A 21600-nucleotide genomic window follows, 5' to 3' on the forward strand; every position below is an offset into this window, starting at 1 on the left:
GATGGAATTATCCTCACTGACCGCCGTTTCACCTATTGATGGTCGCTACGGCGACAAAGTCAGCGCACTGCGCCCAATCTTTAGCGAATTCGGTTTGCTGAAATTCCGCGTGCAGGTCGAAGTACGTTGGCTGCAAAAACTGGCCGCCTGCGCAGAGATCAAAGAAGTTCCGGCTTTTGATGCCGACGCAAACGCTTACCTTGACAAGATCGTGCAACAGTTCAACGAACAGGATGCACAGCGCATCAAAACCATTGAGCGCACGACCAATCATGATGTGAAAGCTGTTGAGTATTTCCTGAAAGAAAAAGTAGCGAGTGTTCCAGCGTTGCACGCAGTCTCAGAATTTATTCACTTTGCTTGTACTTCAGAAGATATCAATAACTTATCCCACGCCTTAATGTTGCAAACCGCCCGTCAGGATGTGGTATTGCCAATGTGGCGGCAGATTATTGATTCAATTAAAGCGCTGGCCCACCAGTACCGTGATTTGCCACTGCTGTCCCGTACCCATGGTCAGCCAGCCACACCTTCAACCATCGGTAAAGAACTGGCTAACGTTGCTTACCGTATGGAGCGCCAGTTCCGTCAACTGTCACAAGTGGAAATTCTGGGTAAAATCAACGGTGCAGTAGGTAACTATAATGCTCACATCGTTGCTTATCCTGAAGTGGACTGGCATCAGTTCAGCGAAAGTTTTGTCACGTCGCTGGGGATCAACTGGAACCCATACACTACGCAAATTGAACCTCATGATTACATTGCCGAACTGTTTGATTGTGTTGCCCGTTTCAATACTATCCTGATCGATTTTGACCGTGATATTTGGGGTTACGTTGCCCTAAATCATTTCAAACAAAAAACTATCGCCGGTGAAATCGGTTCAAGCACCATGCCCCATAAAGTGAACCCCATTGATTTCGAAAACTCCGAAGGCAATTTGGGCATGTCCAATGCGGTGCTCGGACATCTGGCCAGTAAATTACCGGTTTCCCGCTGGCAGCGCGACCTGACTGACTCCACAGTGCTCCGTAATTTAGGTGTTGGTTTGGGCTATGCGTTAATAGCCTATCAGGCGACAATGAAAGGCATTAGCAAGTTGGAAGTCAACGAAACGCACCTACTGGATGAGCTTGATCACAACTGGGAAGTTCTGGCTGAGCCGATCCAAACCGTAATGCGCCGTTATGGCATTGAAAAACCGTATGAAAAACTCAAAGAACTCACCCGTGGCAAGCGGGTAGATGCCGCAGGCATGCAGGCATTTATCGATGGCCTTGCCTTACCTGAAGAAGAAAAAACCCGGTTGAAAGCAATGACGCCCGCTAATTATATTGGCCGGGCAGCCACTATGGTCGATGAATTAAAGTAATTTTTTAATCCCTAATACAGGTGGTAGCCCTATGCCACCTGTATTATCCTCCTGATTTCTCTTATTTTCCTGCGTACTCTCCCCTCCTGTTTAGCAACGGTTTAGCCGTTATCATCGATAATATCCGCGATGCCAAAAGGACGTTACAATTGCAGGAGCTATTATTATATGTTGAAGCAAACCTTATTATCTCTCGCCCTGATGGGTACCTGTACAGCCGCAATAGCAGGTGATTACACTTATGTAGCGGGTGGCTTGCAATACGGTGCCATCAGCAATAAGGCCCGTTTTGATAAACAGTTTGACCAAAAAAAGTACAGCCAGACTGGTAATCGCGAGATGGGCGGCATTTATCTGAATGGTGGCTATGGATTTGATAATGATCTCTTTATTGATGCCCGCCTGAACAGTATTGCCAATAACGATCGCGGCCTTGCACAAGCAGTGCTCGGCTTGGGGTACCACTTTGCTTTTTCACCTAATATCGATTTTTATAGCTTAGTGGGTGGCAGCCGCCATGCGATGGTATTTGATGCCAGCAAAGACGGTAAAAAAACCAATACCTACAATAGCGCTACCGGTGAAATCGGTATTAAGAGCAAACTCACGCAAAGTATCGGTATGGATGTTGCCTATCGCCTGGCAAATTATGACCACCGGGCATTCCATGAAGCGCGAATTACGACGAGCTACGCCTTAACACAGAGCCTTGCAGCGGAAGTAGGTTACACCTACCATAACTGGAAAGTGAGTGATCAAGCAATGCAAGCAGGTTTACGTTACAACCTCTAAGTCATTGATTTTAATTATTTACTTGCCGGGTAATATTGAGTTGCCCGGTTAAGTCTTATCGAGGAATGTGGTATGCGGGTTCTGGTTGTGGAAGATAATGCTTTATTGCGTCACCATCTTACCGTGCAAATGCGTGAAATGGGCCATCAGGTTGATGCAGCGGAAGATGCTAAAGAAGCAGACTATTTCTTGCAAGAGCATGCCCCGGATATCGCGATTATTGATCTCGGCCTTCCCGGGGAAGATGGCTTAAGTCTTATTCGTCGCTGGCGCAGTCATCAAACAAACTTACCTATTCTGGTGCTCACAGCACGGGAAAGCTGGCAAGATAAAGTCGCCGTGCTGGAAGCGGGTGCCGATGATTACGTGACTAAGCCCTTTCATCTTGAAGAAGTCATCGCACGGATGCAGGCGTTGATGCGCCGCAATATTGGTTTAGCATCTCAGGTAATTGAATTCCCTCCGTTTCAGATTGACCTCTCGCGCCGAGAGTTGTGTGTCAATCAGCAACAGATTAAACTGACGGCCTTTGAATACACTATCATCGAAACCCTTATTCGTAATGCCGGTAAAGTGGTCAGCAAAGATACGCTCATGCTGCAACTCTATCCTGATGCAGAACTACGTGAGAGCCACACCATCGATGTATTAATGGGCCGTTTGCGTAAAAAGCTACTGGCAGAACATGAAGGCGAAGTGATTACGACCATCCGAGGTCAGGGATACCGTTTTGACGCCAGCTAGACACTATGTTCAGGAAAAATAGCAAACCGTTCTCTCTTCGTGCGCGTTTTCTTATGGCGACAGCAGGTGTCATTTTAGCGCTGTCGTTATCTTATGGCATGGTTGCCGTGGTTGGGTACATTGTCAGCTTTGATAAAAATACCTTCAGTGCCCATCGCGGTGAAAGTAACTTATTTTTCAGTTTGGCTCAGTGGCATGATAATAAACTGAGTATTTCGGTTCCCCCTGAACTTGAACTGAACATCCCAACGTTGGTGCTGATTTATGACAAAGACGGCAATATTTTGTGGCGTCAGCGCCATGTGCCCGAGCTTGAATCGCATATCGAAAAAAGTTGGTTACAAAAACCCGGCTTCTACGAACTGGATACCGGGACACACATCAGTAGCATGATGTTGGGTGATAACCCCAAAGCCCAAGACCAGCTAAAAAAATATGACGATACTGATAACAGCGCCCTAACGCACTCAATCTCCGTCAATACTTATCCTGCGACCTCACGCTTACCACAGCTCACCATTGTGGTCGTAGATACCATCCCGCAGGAGTTACAACGTTCTGACTTGGTATGGAACTGGTTTAGCTATGTGTTACTGGCTAATTTGCTGTTGGTGGTTCCCTTACTGTGGCTGGCGGCCTACTGGAGCCTGCGGCCAATTAAAGCACTGGTCAGTCAAATCAGTCAGTTGGAAAAAGGTGAACGCGAACAACTGGATGAAAATCCACCGCGTGAATTACAGAGTTTGGTTCGAAACCTCAATATTTTGCTCACCAATGAGCGTCAACGTTACACCAAGTATCGCACAACCTTGTCGGACCTCACCCACAGCCTTAAGACCCCACTGGCGGTATTACAGACCACCCTGCGTTCTTTACGTACCGGCAAGCAGACGACCATCGAAGAGGTCGAACCTATCATGCTAGAGCAGATAAGCCGTATCTCTCAGCAAATTGGCTATTACCTGCACCGTGCCAGTATGCGTTCCGAACAGAATGTTCTGGTTCGAGAGATTCACTCGGTACCGGCGCTGTTAGATAGCTTGTGCAGCGCACTGAATAAAGTCTATCAGCGTAAAGGGGTGGTACTCACACTGGATATCTCACCTGAAGTCACCTTCCTTGGTGATAAAAATGACTTTATGGAAGTGATGGGCAACGTACTGGATAACGCTTGCAAGTATTGTCTTGAATTCGTTGAAATTACCGCCCTACACTCTGAAAAACAGCTAACTATTGTGGTGGATGATGATGGACCGGGTATTCCTGAAAATAAGCGGTTGCTGATTTTCCAGCGCGGCCAGCGAGTTGACACTTTGCGCCCTGGACAAGGGCTGGGGCTATCCGTGGCCGCCGAAATTATTGAACAGTATCAAGGTGAGATTTCCATCACTGAAAGCCCGTTAGGTGGAGCCAAAATGATGGTGACTTTTGGCCAGCAACATGATTATCACGATGATTAACAAAATTTGCCTGCCAGCCCCTGATACTAAAGGCTGGCTTCCGTTATAATCACAAGCAAATTCCCTCCTATTCTGGAATAAACATGGATTACCAACTCTGTCTCGATTGGCCTGACTTTCTGCAACGTTACTGGCAGAAACGCCCCGTTATCCTCAAACGCGGTTTTAAAAACTTTATAGACCCGCTCTCGCCGGATGAACTTGCTGGGCTAGCGATGGAAAATGAAGTCGACAGCCGCTTGGTAAGCCATGAAGATGGTCGTTGGCAAGTGAGCCACGGCCCGTTTGAGAGTTTTGATCACTTAGGTGAAACCAACTGGTCGCTGCTGGTTCAAGCTGTTGACCATTGGCATGAGCCTGCCGCTGCATTAATGCGCCCCTTCCGCCAGCTATCTGACTGGCGTATGGATGATTTGATGATCTCCTTCTCCGTACCCGGTGGCGGTGTTGGCCCACATTTTGATCAATATGATGTCTTTATCATTCAGGGGACTGGCCGCCGCCGCTGGCGAGTGGGTGAAAAAACTGAAATGAAGCAGCATTGCCCACACCCTGACTTGCTACAAGTCGCTCCCTTTGATGCCATCATTGATGAGGAAATGGAGCCGGGCGATATTCTCTACATTCCACCTGGTTTCCCCCATGAAGGCTATGCACTTGAAAATGCATTAAATTATTCAGTCGGTTTCCGCGCGCCAAATGGCCGTGAATTAGTCAGTGGTTTTGCCGATTATATCCTTTCGCGTGAATTGGGGAGCTACCGTTACAGTGATCCTGATTTGCAACTGCGTGACCAGCCAGCAGATATTTTGCCACATGAAGTCGATAAGCTGCGGGCAATGATGTTGGATTTACTCCAGCAACCCGAGCATTTCCAAAACTGGTTTGGTGAGTTTACTTCTCAATCACGTCATGAGCTGGATGTTGCGCCACCTGAACCACCTTATCAGGCCAGTGAGATCTATGATTTGCTACAACAAGGTGAAGCATTACGCCGCCTTAGTGGCCTGCGCGCTTTACGTATTGGTGATAGCTGCTTTGTTAACGGTGAACTGATTGATACGCCGCATATGAGTGCTGCCAATGCTTTGTGTCAACATTTCAGTGTGGATGCTCAACAACTTGGTGATGCATTGGAAGACCCAGCGTTCCTGGCACTGCTGGCGGAACTGGTTAATAGCGGTTATTGGTATTTCAACGACTAATCTCTGTGATATATGATACCAAACGCCCCATTTACGGGGCGTTTGGTATAGGCGGTTAAGCAGGTAGCAGGCAATTTATGACGCTTTAGCTCGTGCTGCTGTCAGTTCAGAAATCCGCATGATTACTGCAACCGCCTTCTCCATCCCTTCCAGCGTAATAAATTCATGTTTACCATGATAATTATAACCACCAGTAAAGATATTGGGACAAGGTAATCCGAGGAAAGATAACTGCGCGCCATCAGTGCCTCCCCGTATCGGCTTCATGACGGGCGTGATATCGCAATCACGCATCGCCTGTTGTGCTAACTCGATGATATGCGGGTGCTTGATTATATGTTCACGCATATTGTAATAACTGTCATCCATAACGATTTCGATGTAGCAGTCACGATGCAAACCTTTACCAACCCGCTTAGCAATATCCACCATATTCTTCTTACGGGCTTCAAAACCATCACGGTTGAAATCACGTACTATATAGTGCATTTCTGCCCGCTCAACAGTGCCTTTAATACTTTGCAGATGATAGAAACCCTCGTAACCATCTGTACATTCAGGAGTTTCACTTGCAGGAAGTTCCTGATGGAAACGGGTCGCCAGTGATAATGCATTTACCATTACCCCTTTGGCACTGCCGGGATGGACATTATTACCAACAACCTTGATCGTTACTGACGCCGCATTAAAGTTTTCAAACTCTAACTCGCCAACACCACCACCATCAACGGTATAAGCCCACTGGGCATCAAACTCGTCCACATTAAAGAAGCGTGCACCTTTGCCAACCTCTTCATCGGGAGTGAATGCAATGCGGATATCGCCGTGAGGCACATTACTGTGCTTTAACCGCACCATTGCAGTAATAATTTCGGCAATACCGGCTTTATCATCGGCCCCCAGCAAGGTTTTACCATCAGTGGTAATTAATGTGTGGCCGAGTAGCTGGTGTAATACCGGGAACATGACCGGTGACAACACCTCGTCGCCTATCCCCAAGGCAATATCCCCACCACGGTAACTTTCTACAATCTGTGGATTAACATTTTTGCCCGAAAAATCAGGTGACGTATCGAGATGTGCAATAAAACCAATAGTGGGGACCGGCCAAGAGACATTTGCAGGTAATGTTGCCATTACACAACTGTGATCACTCAAGGTAACCTGAGAAAAACCCAGCGCCTGCAACTCATGCTGTAATGCCAGCGCAAGCTTGTGCTGCCCCTCAGTGCTCGGCACGGATTTTACATTGGCTTTTGCTTGTGTATCAAAAGAGACATAGTTGAAAAAGCGGTCGAGTAATTTGTCCATGGTTCCCACCCTCATAATAGTGAATATCATTATGGGGAAGTGATCGTGATCAAATATTGCGTCAAGTCAGCTTTAGGCAAACTTAAGCCAGAATAATAAGGTGGGATGCTAAAACCCTGCTGGGTGATTTATTCATCAACCCGCAGGGACTATCGTTTATTTATACGCCATTTTGGCTAATTACTGCTATCACCCTGACGATTCTCGCCCCGGGTAGTCAAAAACTCACGCACATATTCCGGTACTACTTTACTGGCCAAACCATAATGTTTTTCATCAAACTGGCTTTCTACCTGACTGGGTTCCAGATTCAATTCAACGGTATGAGCACCGTGCAAACGTGACTCATGGACAAACCCAGCCGCTGGATAGACGTGGCCTGAAGTTCCTATCGAGATAAAGAAATCAGCCTCAGCCAGCGCCTGATAGATATCATCCATCCCCATCGGCATTTCACCAAACCACACAATATGAGGTCGCAAAGGGGATGGGAACTGGCAGCAATGACAACGCTCGTCAGCCGAAAGATCCCCCGGCCAATCTAATACCTGACCAGACTGCGTGCAACGCACCTTCAGCAATTCACCGTGCATATGGATAACACGCTTACTGCCTGCCCTTTCATGCAAATTATCAATATTCTGGGTAATCAGAACAAAGTTATCACCCAGCACCGCTTCCAAATCTGCCAGCGCCTGATGCGCCGCATTGGGTGCAATTTCTGGCTGCTGCAATTGACGGCGACGAGCATTATAAAAAGCTTGAACTAACTCAGGGTCGCGACGATACCCTTCCGGCGTTGCAACATCTTCCACCTGATGCTCTTCCCATAGGCCATCTGCGGCACGGAAAGTACGGATGCCTGACTCAGCAGAAATCCCCGCACCAGTAAGCACCACCACAAACGGTTTCTTCATTTCTGCTGTAGCAGCACTGTCCCGATGAAAGATACGGGAGCGAAAACGTTGATGCCGCAAATGCTTATTCTTGCGAAACCGACATAGCCGATGGCGAATACGCATAACTTTTGCCTCTATATTGGATATCGTTATTGTTTGTGACGACTCTATAGCTTGTGACGACTATTATTCACTCAAATGCAGAAACGCAGCGCCACGAACGCCGCCCGCATCACCATAACGCGCTTTTTCAATGCGTGGCAATCGGGCCACTCGCAATAAATGCTGGGGTAAGCGTTTTGGTAGTTCCTGATAAATCTTGTCAAAATTAGATAGCCCGCCACCAATGACAACCAGATGTGGATCAAGCATCGTCAATAGATTACCCAAACATACCGCCAGCACATCCATAAAGCGCTCAATATGGGCTACTGCTTTGGGCTCGCCAGTATTATAGTTGGCGATAATCTCAGTGGCGGGCAGCGATTGTTGGTTAAAGTGCTTATACATCCATTCAAAACCACGCCCTGAGATATAATTCTCTATGCAACCGTTATGGCCGCAACCACAGGGTACGCGCGGAATATCTGCGCCTAAAATATCCAACGCATCTACCGGTAACCGAAAGTGGCCGAATTCGCCGGTAATATGATTCCGCCCGCTAACAATACTGCCATTAACAATCAGGCCACCGCCAACACCGGTGCCAAGAATTAGCCCCAGAACTGTTGGATAAGTGCGAAATTCAGGATCCCACGCTTCGGACAGCGCAAAACAGTTAGCATCGTTATCGATTCGAACTTCACGCTCAATCAGGCGGGAAAGATCACCCTGCAATAATTGCCCCATGGCCGATGGCACATTGGCCGTAAATACTGTGCCATCATCGGCATTGGGTAAACCAGGAATACCAATACCCACACTGCCTTTAACACCACAATATGCATCAGCTTCCAGCGTTAAATCACGCAAAGTTTGCAGTAACTGCTGATAATCTTCACGGGGCGTTGGGACTCGTTTATGCCAGATTCGTTGCAGATTGGCATCAAAAACGCCTAACTCAATCTTGGTGCCGCCCATATCAAAACCGTAATACATAGAATTGTCCTTATATACCCTAAATAATTCGAGCGGTAGGAAGACGGCAACTGAGTAAGTCCCCAGGCGCTTACTGAAGCAAGTGACTGGGGGTAAACGAAAGCAGCCAACGCATATGCGGCTTGAAGTATAACGGGGGGAATTATTGCCCGCTTAATACCCGAGCCGGATCAATACGACTTGCGCGACGTGCAGGATACCAACTGGCAATTAAACTCAGCACCAGCGCGGTGGCTAATACGCAGGCTACATCAAACCAGTGCAATTCTGACGGCAGGAAATCAATGAAATAGATATCGCCAGACAAGAATTGATGGCCAATCAGCCGCTCCAGCCCACGGATAATGTTGGTCAATTGCATTGAGACAATTACCCCCACTATCACCCCGCTGATACTGCCGATAAGTCCGGCTAATAAGCCATACCAGATAAAGATTGCACGGATCAGACCATCTTTGGCCCCTAATGTGCGTAACACGGCTATATCGCTACTTTTATCTTTAACAGCCATAACCAGGGTGGACACAATATTAAAACTGGCAACACCTATCACCAGCACCATGGCCAAATACATGATGGTACGAATCATCTGGATATCGCGGTACATATAGCCATAAGTGCCAATCCAACTGCTGATATAAACATATGCATTGCTCACTTCACCGGCACTTCGCACCAGTTTGTTGGCGTTGTATACATCATTGACCTTGATGGCTATACCCGTGACACTGTCACCCATTTCCAAGTATTGCTGGGCATCAGCTAAAGGGACCAGTGCCAGACTGTGATCCAACTGACCACTGAGTTGAAAAACACCGGCGACCTGTAAGCGAATACGCTTAGGTTGCAGCAGTTTCATTTCAGGATCACTATTCGGGATCATTACTGTCAGCCATGACCCCTGCTTCACACCTAATGCGTCAGCCAGACCTTTACCTAAAATAATCTGCTGCTGACCCGCTTTGAAATTATCCCAAGCATGGTCAAGCACAAAGCTGGGTAATGCGCTAAGACGCTGTTCTGCCTGCGGATCAACACCTTTAACCTGTACTGCACGCAGTTGTGTGGCATTTTCAATCAGACCGGTGAAATTGATATAGGGGGCGCCCGCTACGATACCAGGCACTTTTTCAATACGTTGCAGGGTTTGCGGCCAGCCACTGAACGGCTGATTAACCACCGCAATTTCGCCGTGTGGTACCACGGCCAAAATGCGATCTTTCAGCTCACGTTCGAAGCCATTCATCGCACTTAGACCCACGATCAATACTGCAACACCCAAGGCGATACCCAAGGTAGATATCACTGAAATTAATGACACCATACCGCCACGACGGCGGCCACGGCTAAACCGTAAGCCGATTAAAAGTGAAAGTGGCGACACACCCATTACTCAGCCCCCACCAGTGTCAAGTGCTGCTGTAGCTGGCCATCGCGCATTTCCAACTGGCGGCTCATACGTTTTGCTAACTGCAAATCGTGGGTTACCACTAAAAATGCCGTCCCCTGGCGAACATTCAATTCACCTAACAGATTAAAGATGCTGTCAGCATTACGTTGGTCCAGGTTACCGGTCGGTTCATCTGCCAAAACCAGTGACGGGTTGTTCACCAGCGAACGGGCAATCGCCACCCGCTGACGCTCACCACCAGACAACTCAGACGGCCGATGTTTGCTCCGTTTTTCCAACCCTACCGCGGTCAACATCGCCCGGGCTTTATCCTGCGCCTCTGCGGGTTTGGCTCCACCGATTAACAGTGGCATTGCGACATTCTCCAATGCGGTAAAATCAGGCAGTAAATGGTGGAATTGATAGATAAAACCTAACTCTCGGTTACGTAATTCCGCTTTCGCGGTGGAAGAGAGCTGATTCAGTGAACGGCCCTGATAAATAACCTCGCCGGAGGTTGGGGAATCCAGACCACCCAACAGATGCAATAAGGTACTTTTACCTGAACCGGAACTGCCGACAATCGCCATCAGCTCACCAGCTTCGATAGTGAACGACACATTACGCAATACGTCAGTGTGCAATTGCCCTTCCTGATAGCGTTTGCACAAATCTAAACACTGTAATAATGGATGGTTACTCATAGCGTAAAGCCTCGGCAGGTTGTGCGGCGGCGGCGCGCCAGGAAGGATAAAGCGTGGACAACAAGGCAATCGCCATCGCCAACAGAGCAATCACGGTGACCTGTACCGGGTTAATCTCCACCGGCAAGGTGGCACCATCAATCAATAAACCGAGAATCGGGATAATCGTGTTCAATTGGCTGGCGAGTAAAATACCCAGCCCGGCACCAAGTAATGCGCCAATTACCCCGGCGGTAGCCCCCTGCACCATAAAGACCAGCATGATTTGGCGGCGGCTCAAGCCTTGAGTTTGCAAAATCGCCACTTCACCCTGCTTCTCCATCACTAACAGGCCCAGCGAGGTAATGATATTAAAGGCTGCGACGGCAATAATCAGGCTAAGTAGCAACCCCATCATATTTTTTTCCATACGCACCGCCTGGAACAACTCGCCTTTACGCTCCCGCCAATCTTTCCATACCGTGCCTTCAGGCAACGCCTGTTGGCTCAGGCTATCAACAGACAAAGGTTGTGCAAGGAATAGACGCCAGCCGGTAATATTGCCAGCCGGATAACGCATCAGACGTGATGCATCCTGCTGATTAACCAGCATTTGATAGCCATCAACCTCGCTGTCTGCGGCGAATGTTCCAATGATATTAAACAGCCGCTGGCTAGGAATGCGCCCCATTGGCGTGAACTGACTGGCGCTAGGGACCATCAAACGCAATGTTTCACCACGTTTAACACCCAACTGGCCCGCCAGTTTTTCGCCCAGGATAATATTGTAGCTCCCCGGCTGTAAATCCTTCAGGTGCACGTTAACCAAATAATCAGCCAGTGGTTCATGACGCTCGGGATCAACACCCAGCATCACACCAGCCGCCAGATTGCGGGCACTCTGCAACACCACATCCGCAGTGGTTAGCGGCACAATATCAGTAACGCCAGTCAGCGATTTAAGTGCAGAGGCAGGGATCTTATTCGGGTCAAGAGAGCCTTGTGACGTGGTAATCAGCGCCTGCGGCATCAGCCCCAAAATATTATTCTGCAAATCACGCTCAAAACCATTCATCACCGACAGTACCGTGATCAGCGCCATCACGCCAAGCGTGATGCCAATAGTAGAAAGCCATGAGACGAACCGACCGAAGCGGTCAGATGCACGCCCGCGCATATAACGCAGGCCAATAAATAGTGCGACAGGTTGATACATGAAATCTGTTTAGATCCTGTTGCTAAAGCAAAGTGATCGAGGATAATAAAGGGTACTACGCCTTTATGGAACCATTAACCGCCTATATCCTTCATATTTCAAGTTACAGGTGTGTTGGCCGCGCTCGTTTACCCGAATCACTTACTTTAGTAAGCTCATCGGGATTTTCTCGCTTGCCGCCTTCCTGCACCTTGAGATCTATTGGATATATCTCTGGCTTTTATTCCAAATCAGGGTGCCAGTCTGTGGCTATGCCCCCTCACGTGCTAGGATAGCCGCCGAGATAATTTGTCATCTGTTGTGCTGATACTGTCCTGCTGAACGGCAACATGGGTTAACGCTATCCCTGTTACTTGGTCATGCCGGTAGGCAGCACCCAAGTAAAAAGTCGGTAAGCAACTGATTTTGATATCATTTATGCTAGCCCATAGGGTGAAGGCTCATTAATACTCAAGCGCTTAGATAACTAAGTGATTGGGGTGAGCAAGGGCAGCCAACACCTCTGCCTCTTGAAGGGCGGCGGGTATACAAACTAAGAGACTGTTTAACTGCTTATGTCCCAACAATATCGTTATTCATTGCCGCAGCGGCCTGGTGATACCCGTCAATTAGGTCAGTTGACTGGCTCAGCCTGCGCGGTGGAATGTGCGGAAATCATTGAGCGCCATGATGGCCCGGTAATGTTAATTACCCCTGACATGCAAACGGCCCTGCGCTTGCGTGATGAGGTGCAACAATTCTCACTCCGCCCAGTAAGCACCCTATCCGATTGGGAAACACTGCCTTACGACAGTTTCTCGCCGCATCAGGATATTATTTCAGCGCGCCTTTCATGTTTGTATCATCTGCCCGCAATGGAGCGCGGTGTTATTATTCTCCCGATTAATACCCTGATGCAGCGCGTATGCCCACATGAATTCCTGCACGGCCATGCGCTGGTGATGAAAAAAGGCCAGCATCTGTCGCGCGATAAGCTGCGGGCGCAACTTGAGCAGGCAGGATACCGCAGTGTTGATCAGGTAATGGAACATGGTGAGTTTGCGACCCGTGGGGCATTGCTTGATTTGTATCCGATGGGCAGTGAAGAGCCGTATCGAATTGATTTCTTTGATGATGACATTGACAGTCTGCGCGTGTTTGATGTTGATTCGCAGCGCACGCTGTCTGAAGTTGAACAGATAAACCTCCTGCCTGCGCATGAATTTCCGATAGACAAAACCGCAATCGAGTTATTCCGTAGCCAATGGCGTGAACAATTTGAAGTTCGCCGCGACGCTGAACACATCTATCAGCAAGTCAGTAAAGGCATCTGGCCTGCGGGTATCGAATATTGGCAACCCTTGTTCTTTAGCCAACCGTTGCCCTCACTGTTCAGTTATTTACCTGAAAATACCTTATTGGTAAATACCGGCGATCTGGAAGGTTCTGCTGAGCGTTTCTGGCTAGATGTGAATCAGCGCTTTGAAAGCCGCCGTGTTGACCCAATGCGCCCATTGCTGGCACCCGATACGCTCTGGTTACGGGTTGATTCACTGTTCACTGAGCTAAAAAAGTGGCCTCGGCTGCAGTTCAAGACAGACCCACTGCCGACTAAAGCTGCCAATACCAATTTGCACTATCAGCCCCTGCCTGATGTGGCTGTGCAAGCACAGCAAAAAGCGCCACTGGATAACCTGCGCCGCTTTATCGAAACATTCAGTGGCAGTATCGTGTTTTCAGTCGAAAGCGAAGGCCGACGAGAAACGCTACAAGACCTGTTGGCCCGGATAAAAATCAGCCCGAGCCTGATTACAGCGTTACCACAAGCGGCGGCTCCCGGTCATTATCTGATGATCGGCGCCAGTGAACGCGGCTTCCTCGATACCGATAAACAATTAGCGCTGATTTGTGAAAGTGACCTACTTGGCGAGCGCGTCAGCCGCCGTCGGCAGGATAATCGGCGTACCATCAATACCGATACCCTAATCCGCAATCTGGCCGAGCTGCGCCCCGGTCAGCCAGTGGTTCATCTGGAACATGGTGTCGGCCGCTATCTGGGCTTAACCACGCTCGAAGCTGGCGGCATCAAAGCTGAATACCTGATACTGACCTACGCCGGTGAAGATAAGTTGTATGTGCCAGTCTCATCTTTGCATCTGATTAGCCGTTATTCCGGCGGTGCTGATGAAAATGCGCCACTGCATAAACTGGGCGGAGAAGCCTGGGGTCGGGCACGACAAAAAGCGGCCGAGAAAGTGCGAGACGTGGCAGCCGAACTGCTGGATATCTATGCCCAGCGCGCCGCCAAGTCTGGTTTTAAATTCAAACATGACCGCGAGCAATACCAGTTATTTTGCCAAAGCTTCCCGTTTGAAACCACGCCAGATCAGGAACAGGCCATTAATGCGGTTCTCAGCGATATGTGTCGGCCGCTGGCGATGGATCGCCTGGTATGTGGCGATGTTGGTTTCGGTAAAACCGAAGTGGCAATGCGTGCTGCGTTCCTCGCAGTTGCCAATAATAAGCAAGTAGCCGTATTGGTCCCCACTACACTACTTGCCCAACAGCATTTCGATAACTTCCGTGATCGCTTCGCCACTTGGCCGGTCAGGATAGAAATGATGTCCCGTTTCCGCAGTGCCAAAGAGCAGCAAGTGATTCTGGAGCAAGCCGCTGAAGGTAAAGTCGATATCATTATCGGCACCCATAAGTTGCTGCAAAGTGACCTGCGCTGGCAAGATCTCGGCCTGCTGATTGTCGATGAAGAGCATCGCTTCGGTGTTCGTCATAAAGAGCGGATCAAAGCGATGCGTGCCGATGTGGATATTCTGACCCTAACAGCCACACCGATTCCGCGTACCTTGAATATGGCGATGAGCGGCATGCGCGACTTGTCGATTATTGCCACCCCACCGGCGCGGCGCCTGGCAGTGAAAACCTTTGTACGGGAGTACGACAGCCTGGTTATTCGCGAAGCCATCCTGCGTGAGGTTCTGCGCGGTGGGCAAGTTTATTACCTGTACAACGACGTGGAAAATATTGAGAAGGCCACACAACGTCTGGCGGAGCTGGTTCCTGAGGCGCGTATCGCTATCGGTCACGGCCAGATGCGTGAACGGGATTTGGAGCGGGTGATGAATGATTTCCATCATCAGCGCTTCAACGTTTTGGTCTGTACCACCATTATCGAAACAGGTATTGATATTCCTAGCGCCAATACCATTATCATCGAGCGCGCGGATCACTTTGGCCTGGCGCAGCTACACCAATTGCGCGGCCGGGTTGGGCGTTCACATCATCAAGCTTATGCTTACCTACTGACGCCGAATCCGAAAGCGATGACCACGGACGCTAAAAAGCGGCTGGAAGCGATTGCCTCACTGGAAGATCTTGGTGCCGGCTTTGCGCTGGCAACCCATGATCTGGAGATTCGCGGCGCGGGTGAACTGTTAGGTGAAGACCAAAGCGGCCAGATGACCACCATTGGCTTCTCACTCTATATGGAGCTGCTGGAAAGCGCGGTTGATGCTTTGAAAGAAGGCAGAGAGCCATCTCTGGAAGATTTGACCAGCAATCAGACTGAAATTGAATTGCGCATGCCGGTGCTGCTGCCAGAAGATTTCATTCCAGATGTGAATGTTCGACTTTCATTCTATAAGCGTATCGCCAGTGCCCGCAATGAGACGGAACTTGATGAGCTAAAAGTGGAGTTAATCGATCGTTTTGGCAAACTGCCCGACCCAGCACGTTATCTGTTGCACACCGCAGAGTTACGCCAGCAGGCACAAAAATTGGGCATCAAACGAATTGAAGGTAATGAGCGCGGTGGCTTTATTGAATTTAGTGATAAGAACAAAGTCGATCCTGTCTATCTGATTGGGCTATTACAGCGCCAGCCACAGATATACCGCCTGGAAGGGCCAACCAAGCTAAAGTTTATGCAAGATTTAACTGATCGTTCACAGCGACTGAAATTTATCAGTGAGTTGTTGGCCGCCTTTGCGCAGCATCGGGTAGGTTAATCAGCGAGTTAATGCGGGTTTCTCAGCAATGAGAGACCCGCGTTAATGCTAATGCCACTCGCTTAAATTTTTTGCCGGGTTTGCGGCAAAAACATGTTCTGTTTAAACGATCAGAATTAGCACTAAATCGCGGGTTCTTGGTACCAGGTCTTGGACAACAGATTTTGTATTATGCTCGGTCGTTCAGTATTAGTTGACCATTTTTATCGATCGGGATCTGCGTACCTGGATCACGATCCATACGAATTTTTCCCTGCTGATCACCAATTTTGTAGGTTACGTCATATCCCAGCATTTTTTGTGACTTGTCATAGACAGTCTGGCAACGCTGTTGAGTGGTGGTATAGGTATCACCTTCCTGCATATTACTTTGCACGCGGTTACCGGCATATCCGCCAGCCAACGCACCGGCAACAGTAGCGATATCCTTCCCTCGCCCGCCCCCTACCTGATGTCCCAGAACCCCACCAGCAACCGCACCCAACACTGAGCCAGCAATCTGATTCTCGTCTTGTACGGGTTTACGGTGAGTAACCGTGACATTACGACATTCCTGCCGAGGCGTTTTGACCGTTTCTTTAATCGGTGTCGCCGCAATAACTTGTGCATATTGCGGCGCGCCAGAGAAAACATTCATACTCGCAACTGCGGCAATTCCCAGAGCGGCCGCAATACCGATACCCACGCCTGCTAACATTGATTTGTTCACAGGAAATCCTCCTGAAAGTGTTACCACGCATCTTCTGCCCCAGAATTCCAGCGTAAAAACAGAAAATCTGACAGTTTCCGACACCAAAGGCTGTCTCTGATTAGCGGAATACGGCGTGCGTGACTCGCCGTCTGTAAACACCATGGAGTCTGCACAAAGTCGTTTGAGCTAGCAATAAGACAAATGGACTAAAAACCCAGATAATAGGTGTAAATGAATATGTTTAGGAGGAATCCGACTGTGGGTATTTGCGACCGCGAAATTTTATGCTGCAAATTTCACATTACGGGCGAACATTTTTAACGTTAAGTGCCTGAGATTGAGCAAACAAAAACCGCCACCTTTGACTAACGGCAGCGGTTTGTTTAAGTGAGAAGACGATTAGTGCAACTTCAAGCGCGGGCGAATAACCCGATTAATCCCACCCACCAGCATCATCAGGCCAGTCTTGGTATAACCATGTAATGCCACCTGGTGCATACGATACAGTGAGATATACACCACACGAGCAACACGCCCTTCGACCATCATTGAACCGCGCATCAGGTTGCCCATTAGGCTACCCACAGTGCTGAACTTCGACAGAGAAACCAGTGAACCGTGGTCTTTATAGATATACGGCTTCAACGGTTGCTCATTAAGCAACGCCAGAATATTGCTGTAGCAACGGCTGGCCATCTGGTGAGCCGACTGCGCGCGCGGGGGAACAAAACCGCCACTTGCCTGCGGGCAAGAAGCACAGTCACCAATAGCAAAGATATTCGCATCACGCGTCGTTTGCAGCGTTGGTTCCACCACTAACTGATTAATACGGTTGGTTTCCAGCCCAGCGATATCTTTCATAAAGTCCGGTGCTTTGATCCCCGCCGCCCACACCATCAGGTCAGCGTTAATGAACTCACCCTCTTTGGTGTTCAGACCTTTTTCGTCCGCACTGGTCACCATGGTTTTGGTCAGCACGCGCACGCCGAGTTTAATCAATTCCTGATGCGCGGCCGCTGAAATGCGCGGGGGTAATGCGGGTAGAATCCGCTCGCCAGCTTCCACCAGCGTCACATTCAGTGCTTGATTGTCCAAACCCTCAAAACCGTAGCTATGCAGTTGTTTCACCGCATTGTGCAGTTCCGCAGAGAGTTCCACACCGGTAGCCCCCCCACCGACGATCGCAATGTTAACTTTCCCTTTTTCACCCGGTTGCGCTGAATATTTCAGGAACAGGTTCAGCATTTCATTATGGAAACGGTGTGCCTGATGCGGGTTATCAAGGAAAATGCAGTTCTCTTTTACGCCTGGCGTACCAAAATCGTTAGAGGTACTGCCTAAGGCCATGACCAGAATGTCATAGGTCAATTCACGTTGGGTCACCAGCACATCACCGTGTTCATCGCAAATCTCAGCCAAACTGAGTGTTTTGGTTTCACGGTTAATGTCAGTTAAGGAACCTAACTGGAAGTTAAAGTGATGGTTACGCGCATGAGCCAGATAGCTCAATGCATCGACGCCATCATCAAGAGAACCAGTGGCTACTTCGTGTAACAGTGGTTTCCACAGATGACTGTGATTGCGATCAACCAGAACGATGTCCGCTTTCTTGCTGCGGCCCAGCTTATGGCCCAGACTCGTCGCCAGCTCAAGACCGCCGGCACCACCACCAATAATAACGATTTTCTTCTTCGGCGTTGTCAAAATGACCCCCTAAATGTGAACCAATTGTTAGCTAAGGGTAAAAGAATAATATCCTTAGATAACATAGGGTTCGCTGATGCTGAATCAATAATCTGTAGCCAGAATATCATGCAGGGTTATTTGGTCATACCAAAATTGATATATATCAACTTTTTTTGATTAAAGTGGCAGCATAGGGAATCTTTCTGGAATAGGATTCAAATAGTTAGCGTTTAGTCACAGTTTAGAATTTTTCTATTTGCAGCGAGGAAAAATCTTATTTTGCCGTTTTTAAGCAACAAAACGGCCTGGATAAAGGATTTAAACTCCCTTCCCCAAACCGGTTAGCAGAACGTTATAAGCTTTACAATTAACCAATCTTTAACAAACCGACAGTTTTAGGCTCAGCAGTCACTTTACGCTAGCCAAGAGTTTTAAAGGCTTTAATGCGCTGAAGGTGGGGTGAAAGATCCTTAAACTTGTGGTTTTGTTTCTCGTCCCAAACAATTTCATAATAAGGATGTAGGTCACCCGCAGTTCGCTGGCTATCAAGCATTTCATCATGACGAGACAACACCACCAGGCAACGATCGCGATTTTTCTCGCGAAAGTCATTAATACACTTGCTGGCGATATCAACATACTCTTCTGGGCGGTCGATTTTACCGCCCATATTGTCCTGCGGATACAGATTCGGGTTGAAAGCAACCTGTCGAATACCGCACAGGAAACCAATGCGCTCGGCCCAAAACCCGCCTAAACCAACACCACAAATCAGTGGTTTGACATCACCGCCCTGCTGAATGGCTTTATCCACTTCTTTCAGTAAATGCTGCATATCATGTCGAGGATGCAAGGTGCTGTAACTGATAAAACGCACATCTGGATCGATAAATTGCAGTTGCAGGACTTTCTCGTGATTACCGGGGCTATTGGAATCAAAACCATGTAAATAGACAATCATATTTATCCTCGCGACTTATACTTGTCATACGTCAAGCTGCATGTGCGTTAGCTACACTCAACTACTCGGCCCATCCGTGAGCCTCACCTCGTTGAGGCCGCTGCAACTCGAATTATTTAGAGTATATAACTTATTTCAATTGGCTCTTATGTGCATCCCAACGTGCGCTGAGTGCAGTTAATGCCTTATTCGCCTGTTGCCAGCGTGATGACCCCATCAATGATTGACGCTCAAACTGCCCAGAATGATACAAGCGCGCAACCTGATCCGCTTTGACCGGAGACAGGTTATCTAGCACGCTGATAGCACCCTGGCGGTTATTACACACCAAAATCATATCGCAACCGGCATCCAGCGAAGCCTGCCCGCGCTCGGCGTAACTGCCCATTATCGCAGCACCTTCCATCGATAAATCATCTGAGAAGATAATGCCATCAAAACCTAATTCCTGACGCAATATCTGCTGGAGCCAATACGCCGAGCCGCTGGCCGGGCGCGCATCAGCTTCAGTATAAATCACGTGAGCAGGCATGATGGCATCCAGCAGTCGCCGCTCGATCAACTCGCGAAATATAACCATATCATGAGTACGGATTTCTGCCAGTGGTCGATTATCATGTGGCGTCTCCTTATGGGAATCGGCGGTGACCGCACCATGACCGGGGAAATGCTTACCGGTGGTCTTCATCCCGGCACTATGCATTCCTCGGATAAAGCATTCCGCCATTGCCAGAGCCTGTTGTGGCTCGCTGTGGAAAGAGCGCTCACCAATAGCGGCGCTAACATGGCCGATATCCAGTACTGGCGCAAAACTGATATCGATATCCATCGCTATCATCTCTGCCGCCATCAGCCAACCGGCCTCTTGCGCCAGCTTAGCTGCCGTAGCTGCATCATTAATAGCGGCAAACGACTGGGCCGCAGGCAGGCGAGTAAAGCCATCACGAAAACGCTGCACCCGGCCCCCTTCCTGGTCAACGGCCACCACCAGACGCTCACGAGAGGCCGCCCTGATTTGACGAACTAGCTCACGCAACTGCTCCGCATCATGAAAGTTACGGCTGAACAAAATCAGACCGCCCACCAGTGGGTGTTTTAAAATCTCACGCTCTTCAGCATCCAGCTCATAGCTGGCGACGTCTAACATTACTGGTCCCACAACAACCTCACTTCATTCAATAAAATACCCCTCGGACGGGGCCGCCACAGGGGGTCGATTTGCCTGGCTGCTACGCCAATTTCTTTGGGTAACGCTACGAATTAAAACGATAAATTAAACCGCTGGCGCAGTGGCGACGCCCATTGTAAAAATGTCTCATCACCCGTTTGCTGCCAGCGCACCTCAAACCACATCAGCATCAGGTAATCAATCCACGGTAACCAGCGCTGTATCTGCTGTGATAAGCGTTTGATGTCAGGGTATCCCTGCTCACTCGCGCAGTAGTGCTGTAAAAAGGCATGTTGTTGTGGCAATAACCAGTTATTGCCGCGAAACAGCGCCGCAATATCCAATGCGATATCCCCATCGGCAGCATATTCCCAATCAATCAGTTTCAGCCCGGTTGGGGTCATTAACACATTGCCGGGATGGACATCCATATGCAACGGCGCCAACTTAATAGGCTGCGGTAGCGGGCGGCGCAGAAAGTCATGTTGGCGGCGCAACCAGGCAGGTGAGCGGCGCGTTGAGTCAATCAATTGCCCATAGCGGGTTAACTGACGGCGCAAGTCGAAACGGTTGCCGCTGATGGGCAGATGATGCAGACGGGCCAATAACTGTGGCAACTGCCCATTATCTGATAATTCAATAAACTGCTCATTAGTGACAACGTCACCTTCAAGCCAATTAACCACTAACCAGTACTGATCGGCGGCAATAATGGCCGGTGAGAAATGCTGATTGGCCACGTGTCGTAACAGTTTTCGTTCCCGCCGCCGGTTCACCCCCAACTGACGTTTGGCTAGTGATTGTTGACGTGCCAACCAGTCAATATTGGGTGCTGTAATACGCCAGCTTTCACCGGTTAGCCCCGCGACCGGACTAAAGTGATAATCGGCGATTTTCATCGCCGGATTTATGCTGTCAATGAA

Annotated in this window: 17 protein-coding genes; 6 read left to right on the plus strand and 11 right to left on the minus strand. The window is 48.9% G+C overall.

All coding sequences use genetic code 11. The features are described 5' to 3' along the window. Position 1: 1 nt before the first annotated feature. From purB to Q2T72_RS13070, 5 genes are all read left to right on the plus strand, one after another. Positions 2-1372: an adenylosuccinate lyase gene (gene purB / locus Q2T72_RS13050; RefSeq protein WP_083158550.1), complete on the plus strand. Its 1371-nt coding sequence runs from the start codon at positions 2-4 to the stop codon at positions 1370-1372. A gap of 168 nt (positions 1373-1540) precedes the next feature. Further along, on the plus strand, positions 1541-2164 hold the full coding sequence (locus Q2T72_RS13055; protein WP_372569281.1) for an outer membrane beta-barrel protein: 624 nt from the start codon (positions 1541-1543) through the stop codon (positions 2162-2164). A 72-nt stretch (positions 2165-2236) separates the two neighbouring features. Further along, entirely contained in the window at positions 2237-2908 is a 672-nt protein-coding gene (gene phoP, locus Q2T72_RS13060; protein WP_042569971.1) for a two-component system response regulator PhoP, read from the plus strand. A 5-nt stretch (positions 2909-2913) separates the two neighbouring features. After that, positions 2914-4368: a two-component system sensor histidine kinase PhoQ gene (gene phoQ / locus Q2T72_RS13065; RefSeq protein ID WP_083158547.1), complete on the plus strand. Its 1455-nt coding sequence runs from the start codon at positions 2914-2916 to the stop codon at positions 4366-4368. Positions 4369-4451: 83 nt separating this feature from the next. After that, positions 4452-5573: a JmjC domain-containing protein gene (locus tag Q2T72_RS13070; protein WP_372569282.1), complete on the plus strand. Its 1122-nt coding sequence runs from the start codon at positions 4452-4454 to the stop codon at positions 5571-5573. Between the two features lie 75 nt (positions 5574-5648). Here Q2T72_RS13070 and pepT read toward each other — a convergent pair whose 3' ends face one another. From pepT to lolC, 6 genes are all read right to left on the minus strand, one after another. Next, entirely contained in the window at positions 5649-6884 is a 1236-nt protein-coding gene (pepT, locus tag Q2T72_RS13075) for a peptidase T (protein ID WP_083158545.1), read from the minus strand. Between the two features lie 176 nt (positions 6885-7060). Continuing rightward, on the minus strand, positions 7061-7906 hold the full coding sequence (gene cobB, locus Q2T72_RS13080) for a Sir2 family NAD+-dependent deacetylase (RefSeq protein WP_372569283.1): 846 nt from the start codon (positions 7904-7906) through the stop codon (positions 7061-7063). A 63-nt stretch (positions 7907-7969) separates the two neighbouring features. Next, a complete protein-coding gene (nagK, locus tag Q2T72_RS13085; RefSeq protein ID WP_083158543.1) occupies positions 7970-8881 on the minus strand; it encodes an N-acetylglucosamine kinase in 912 nt (303 codons plus the stop codon). 142 nt (positions 8882-9023) lie between these two features. Next, positions 9024-10271: a lipoprotein-releasing ABC transporter permease subunit LolE gene (gene lolE / locus Q2T72_RS13090; RefSeq protein ID WP_372569284.1), complete on the minus strand. Its 1248-nt coding sequence runs from the start codon at positions 10269-10271 to the stop codon at positions 9024-9026. After that, a complete protein-coding gene (gene lolD, locus Q2T72_RS13095) occupies positions 10271-10975 on the minus strand; it encodes a lipoprotein-releasing ABC transporter ATP-binding protein LolD (protein WP_083158541.1) in 705 nt (234 codons plus the stop codon). The genes lolE and lolD overlap by 1 nt, the downstream gene beginning before the upstream one ends. Continuing rightward, positions 10968-12170, minus strand: a complete 1203-nt coding sequence (gene lolC, locus Q2T72_RS13100; protein WP_083158540.1) for a lipoprotein-releasing ABC transporter permease subunit LolC — start codon at positions 12168-12170, stop codon at positions 10968-10970. The genes lolD and lolC overlap by 8 nt, the downstream gene beginning before the upstream one ends. A gap of 554 nt (positions 12171-12724) precedes the next feature. On the opposite strand from lolC, the gene mfd reads away from it, so the two are divergent. Then, positions 12725-16171: a transcription-repair coupling factor gene (gene mfd / locus Q2T72_RS13105; protein WP_372569285.1), complete on the plus strand. Its 3447-nt coding sequence runs from the start codon at positions 12725-12727 to the stop codon at positions 16169-16171. Positions 16172-16340: 169 nt separating this feature from the next. On the opposite strand, the gene Q2T72_RS13110 is transcribed toward mfd, so the two are convergent. The 5 genes from Q2T72_RS13110 to thiK all read right to left on the minus strand — a co-directional run bounded on the left by Q2T72_RS13110 (position 16341) and on the right by thiK (position 21576). Further along, entirely contained in the window at positions 16341-16880 is a 540-nt protein-coding gene (locus Q2T72_RS13110) for a glycine zipper 2TM domain-containing protein (RefSeq protein WP_005183154.1), read from the minus strand. Positions 16881-17261: 381 nt separating this feature from the next. Then, positions 17262-18566, minus strand: coding sequence for an NAD(P)/FAD-dependent oxidoreductase (locus tag Q2T72_RS13115; protein ID WP_083158537.1), 1305 nt, complete (start codon positions 18564-18566; stop codon positions 17262-17264). A gap of 400 nt (positions 18567-18966) precedes the next feature. After that, entirely contained in the window at positions 18967-19509 is a 543-nt protein-coding gene (ycfP, locus tag Q2T72_RS13120; RefSeq protein ID WP_083158536.1) for an alpha/beta hydrolase YcfP, read from the minus strand. A 130-nt stretch (positions 19510-19639) separates the two neighbouring features. After that, positions 19640-20656, minus strand: coding sequence for a beta-N-acetylhexosaminidase (gene nagZ, locus Q2T72_RS13125; RefSeq protein WP_193784640.1), 1017 nt, complete (start codon positions 20654-20656; stop codon positions 19640-19642). Positions 20657-20769: 113 nt separating this feature from the next. Beyond that, a complete protein-coding gene (gene thiK / locus Q2T72_RS13130) occupies positions 20770-21576 on the minus strand; it encodes a thiamine kinase (protein ID WP_372569888.1) in 807 nt (268 codons plus the stop codon). Positions 21577-21600 lie beyond the last annotated feature (24 nt).

It is taken from the genome of Yersinia sp. 2466 StPb PI, assembly GCF_041538325.1.
GTDB lineage: Bacteria > Pseudomonadota > Gammaproteobacteria > Enterobacterales > Enterobacteriaceae > Yersinia > Yersinia enterocolitica_E.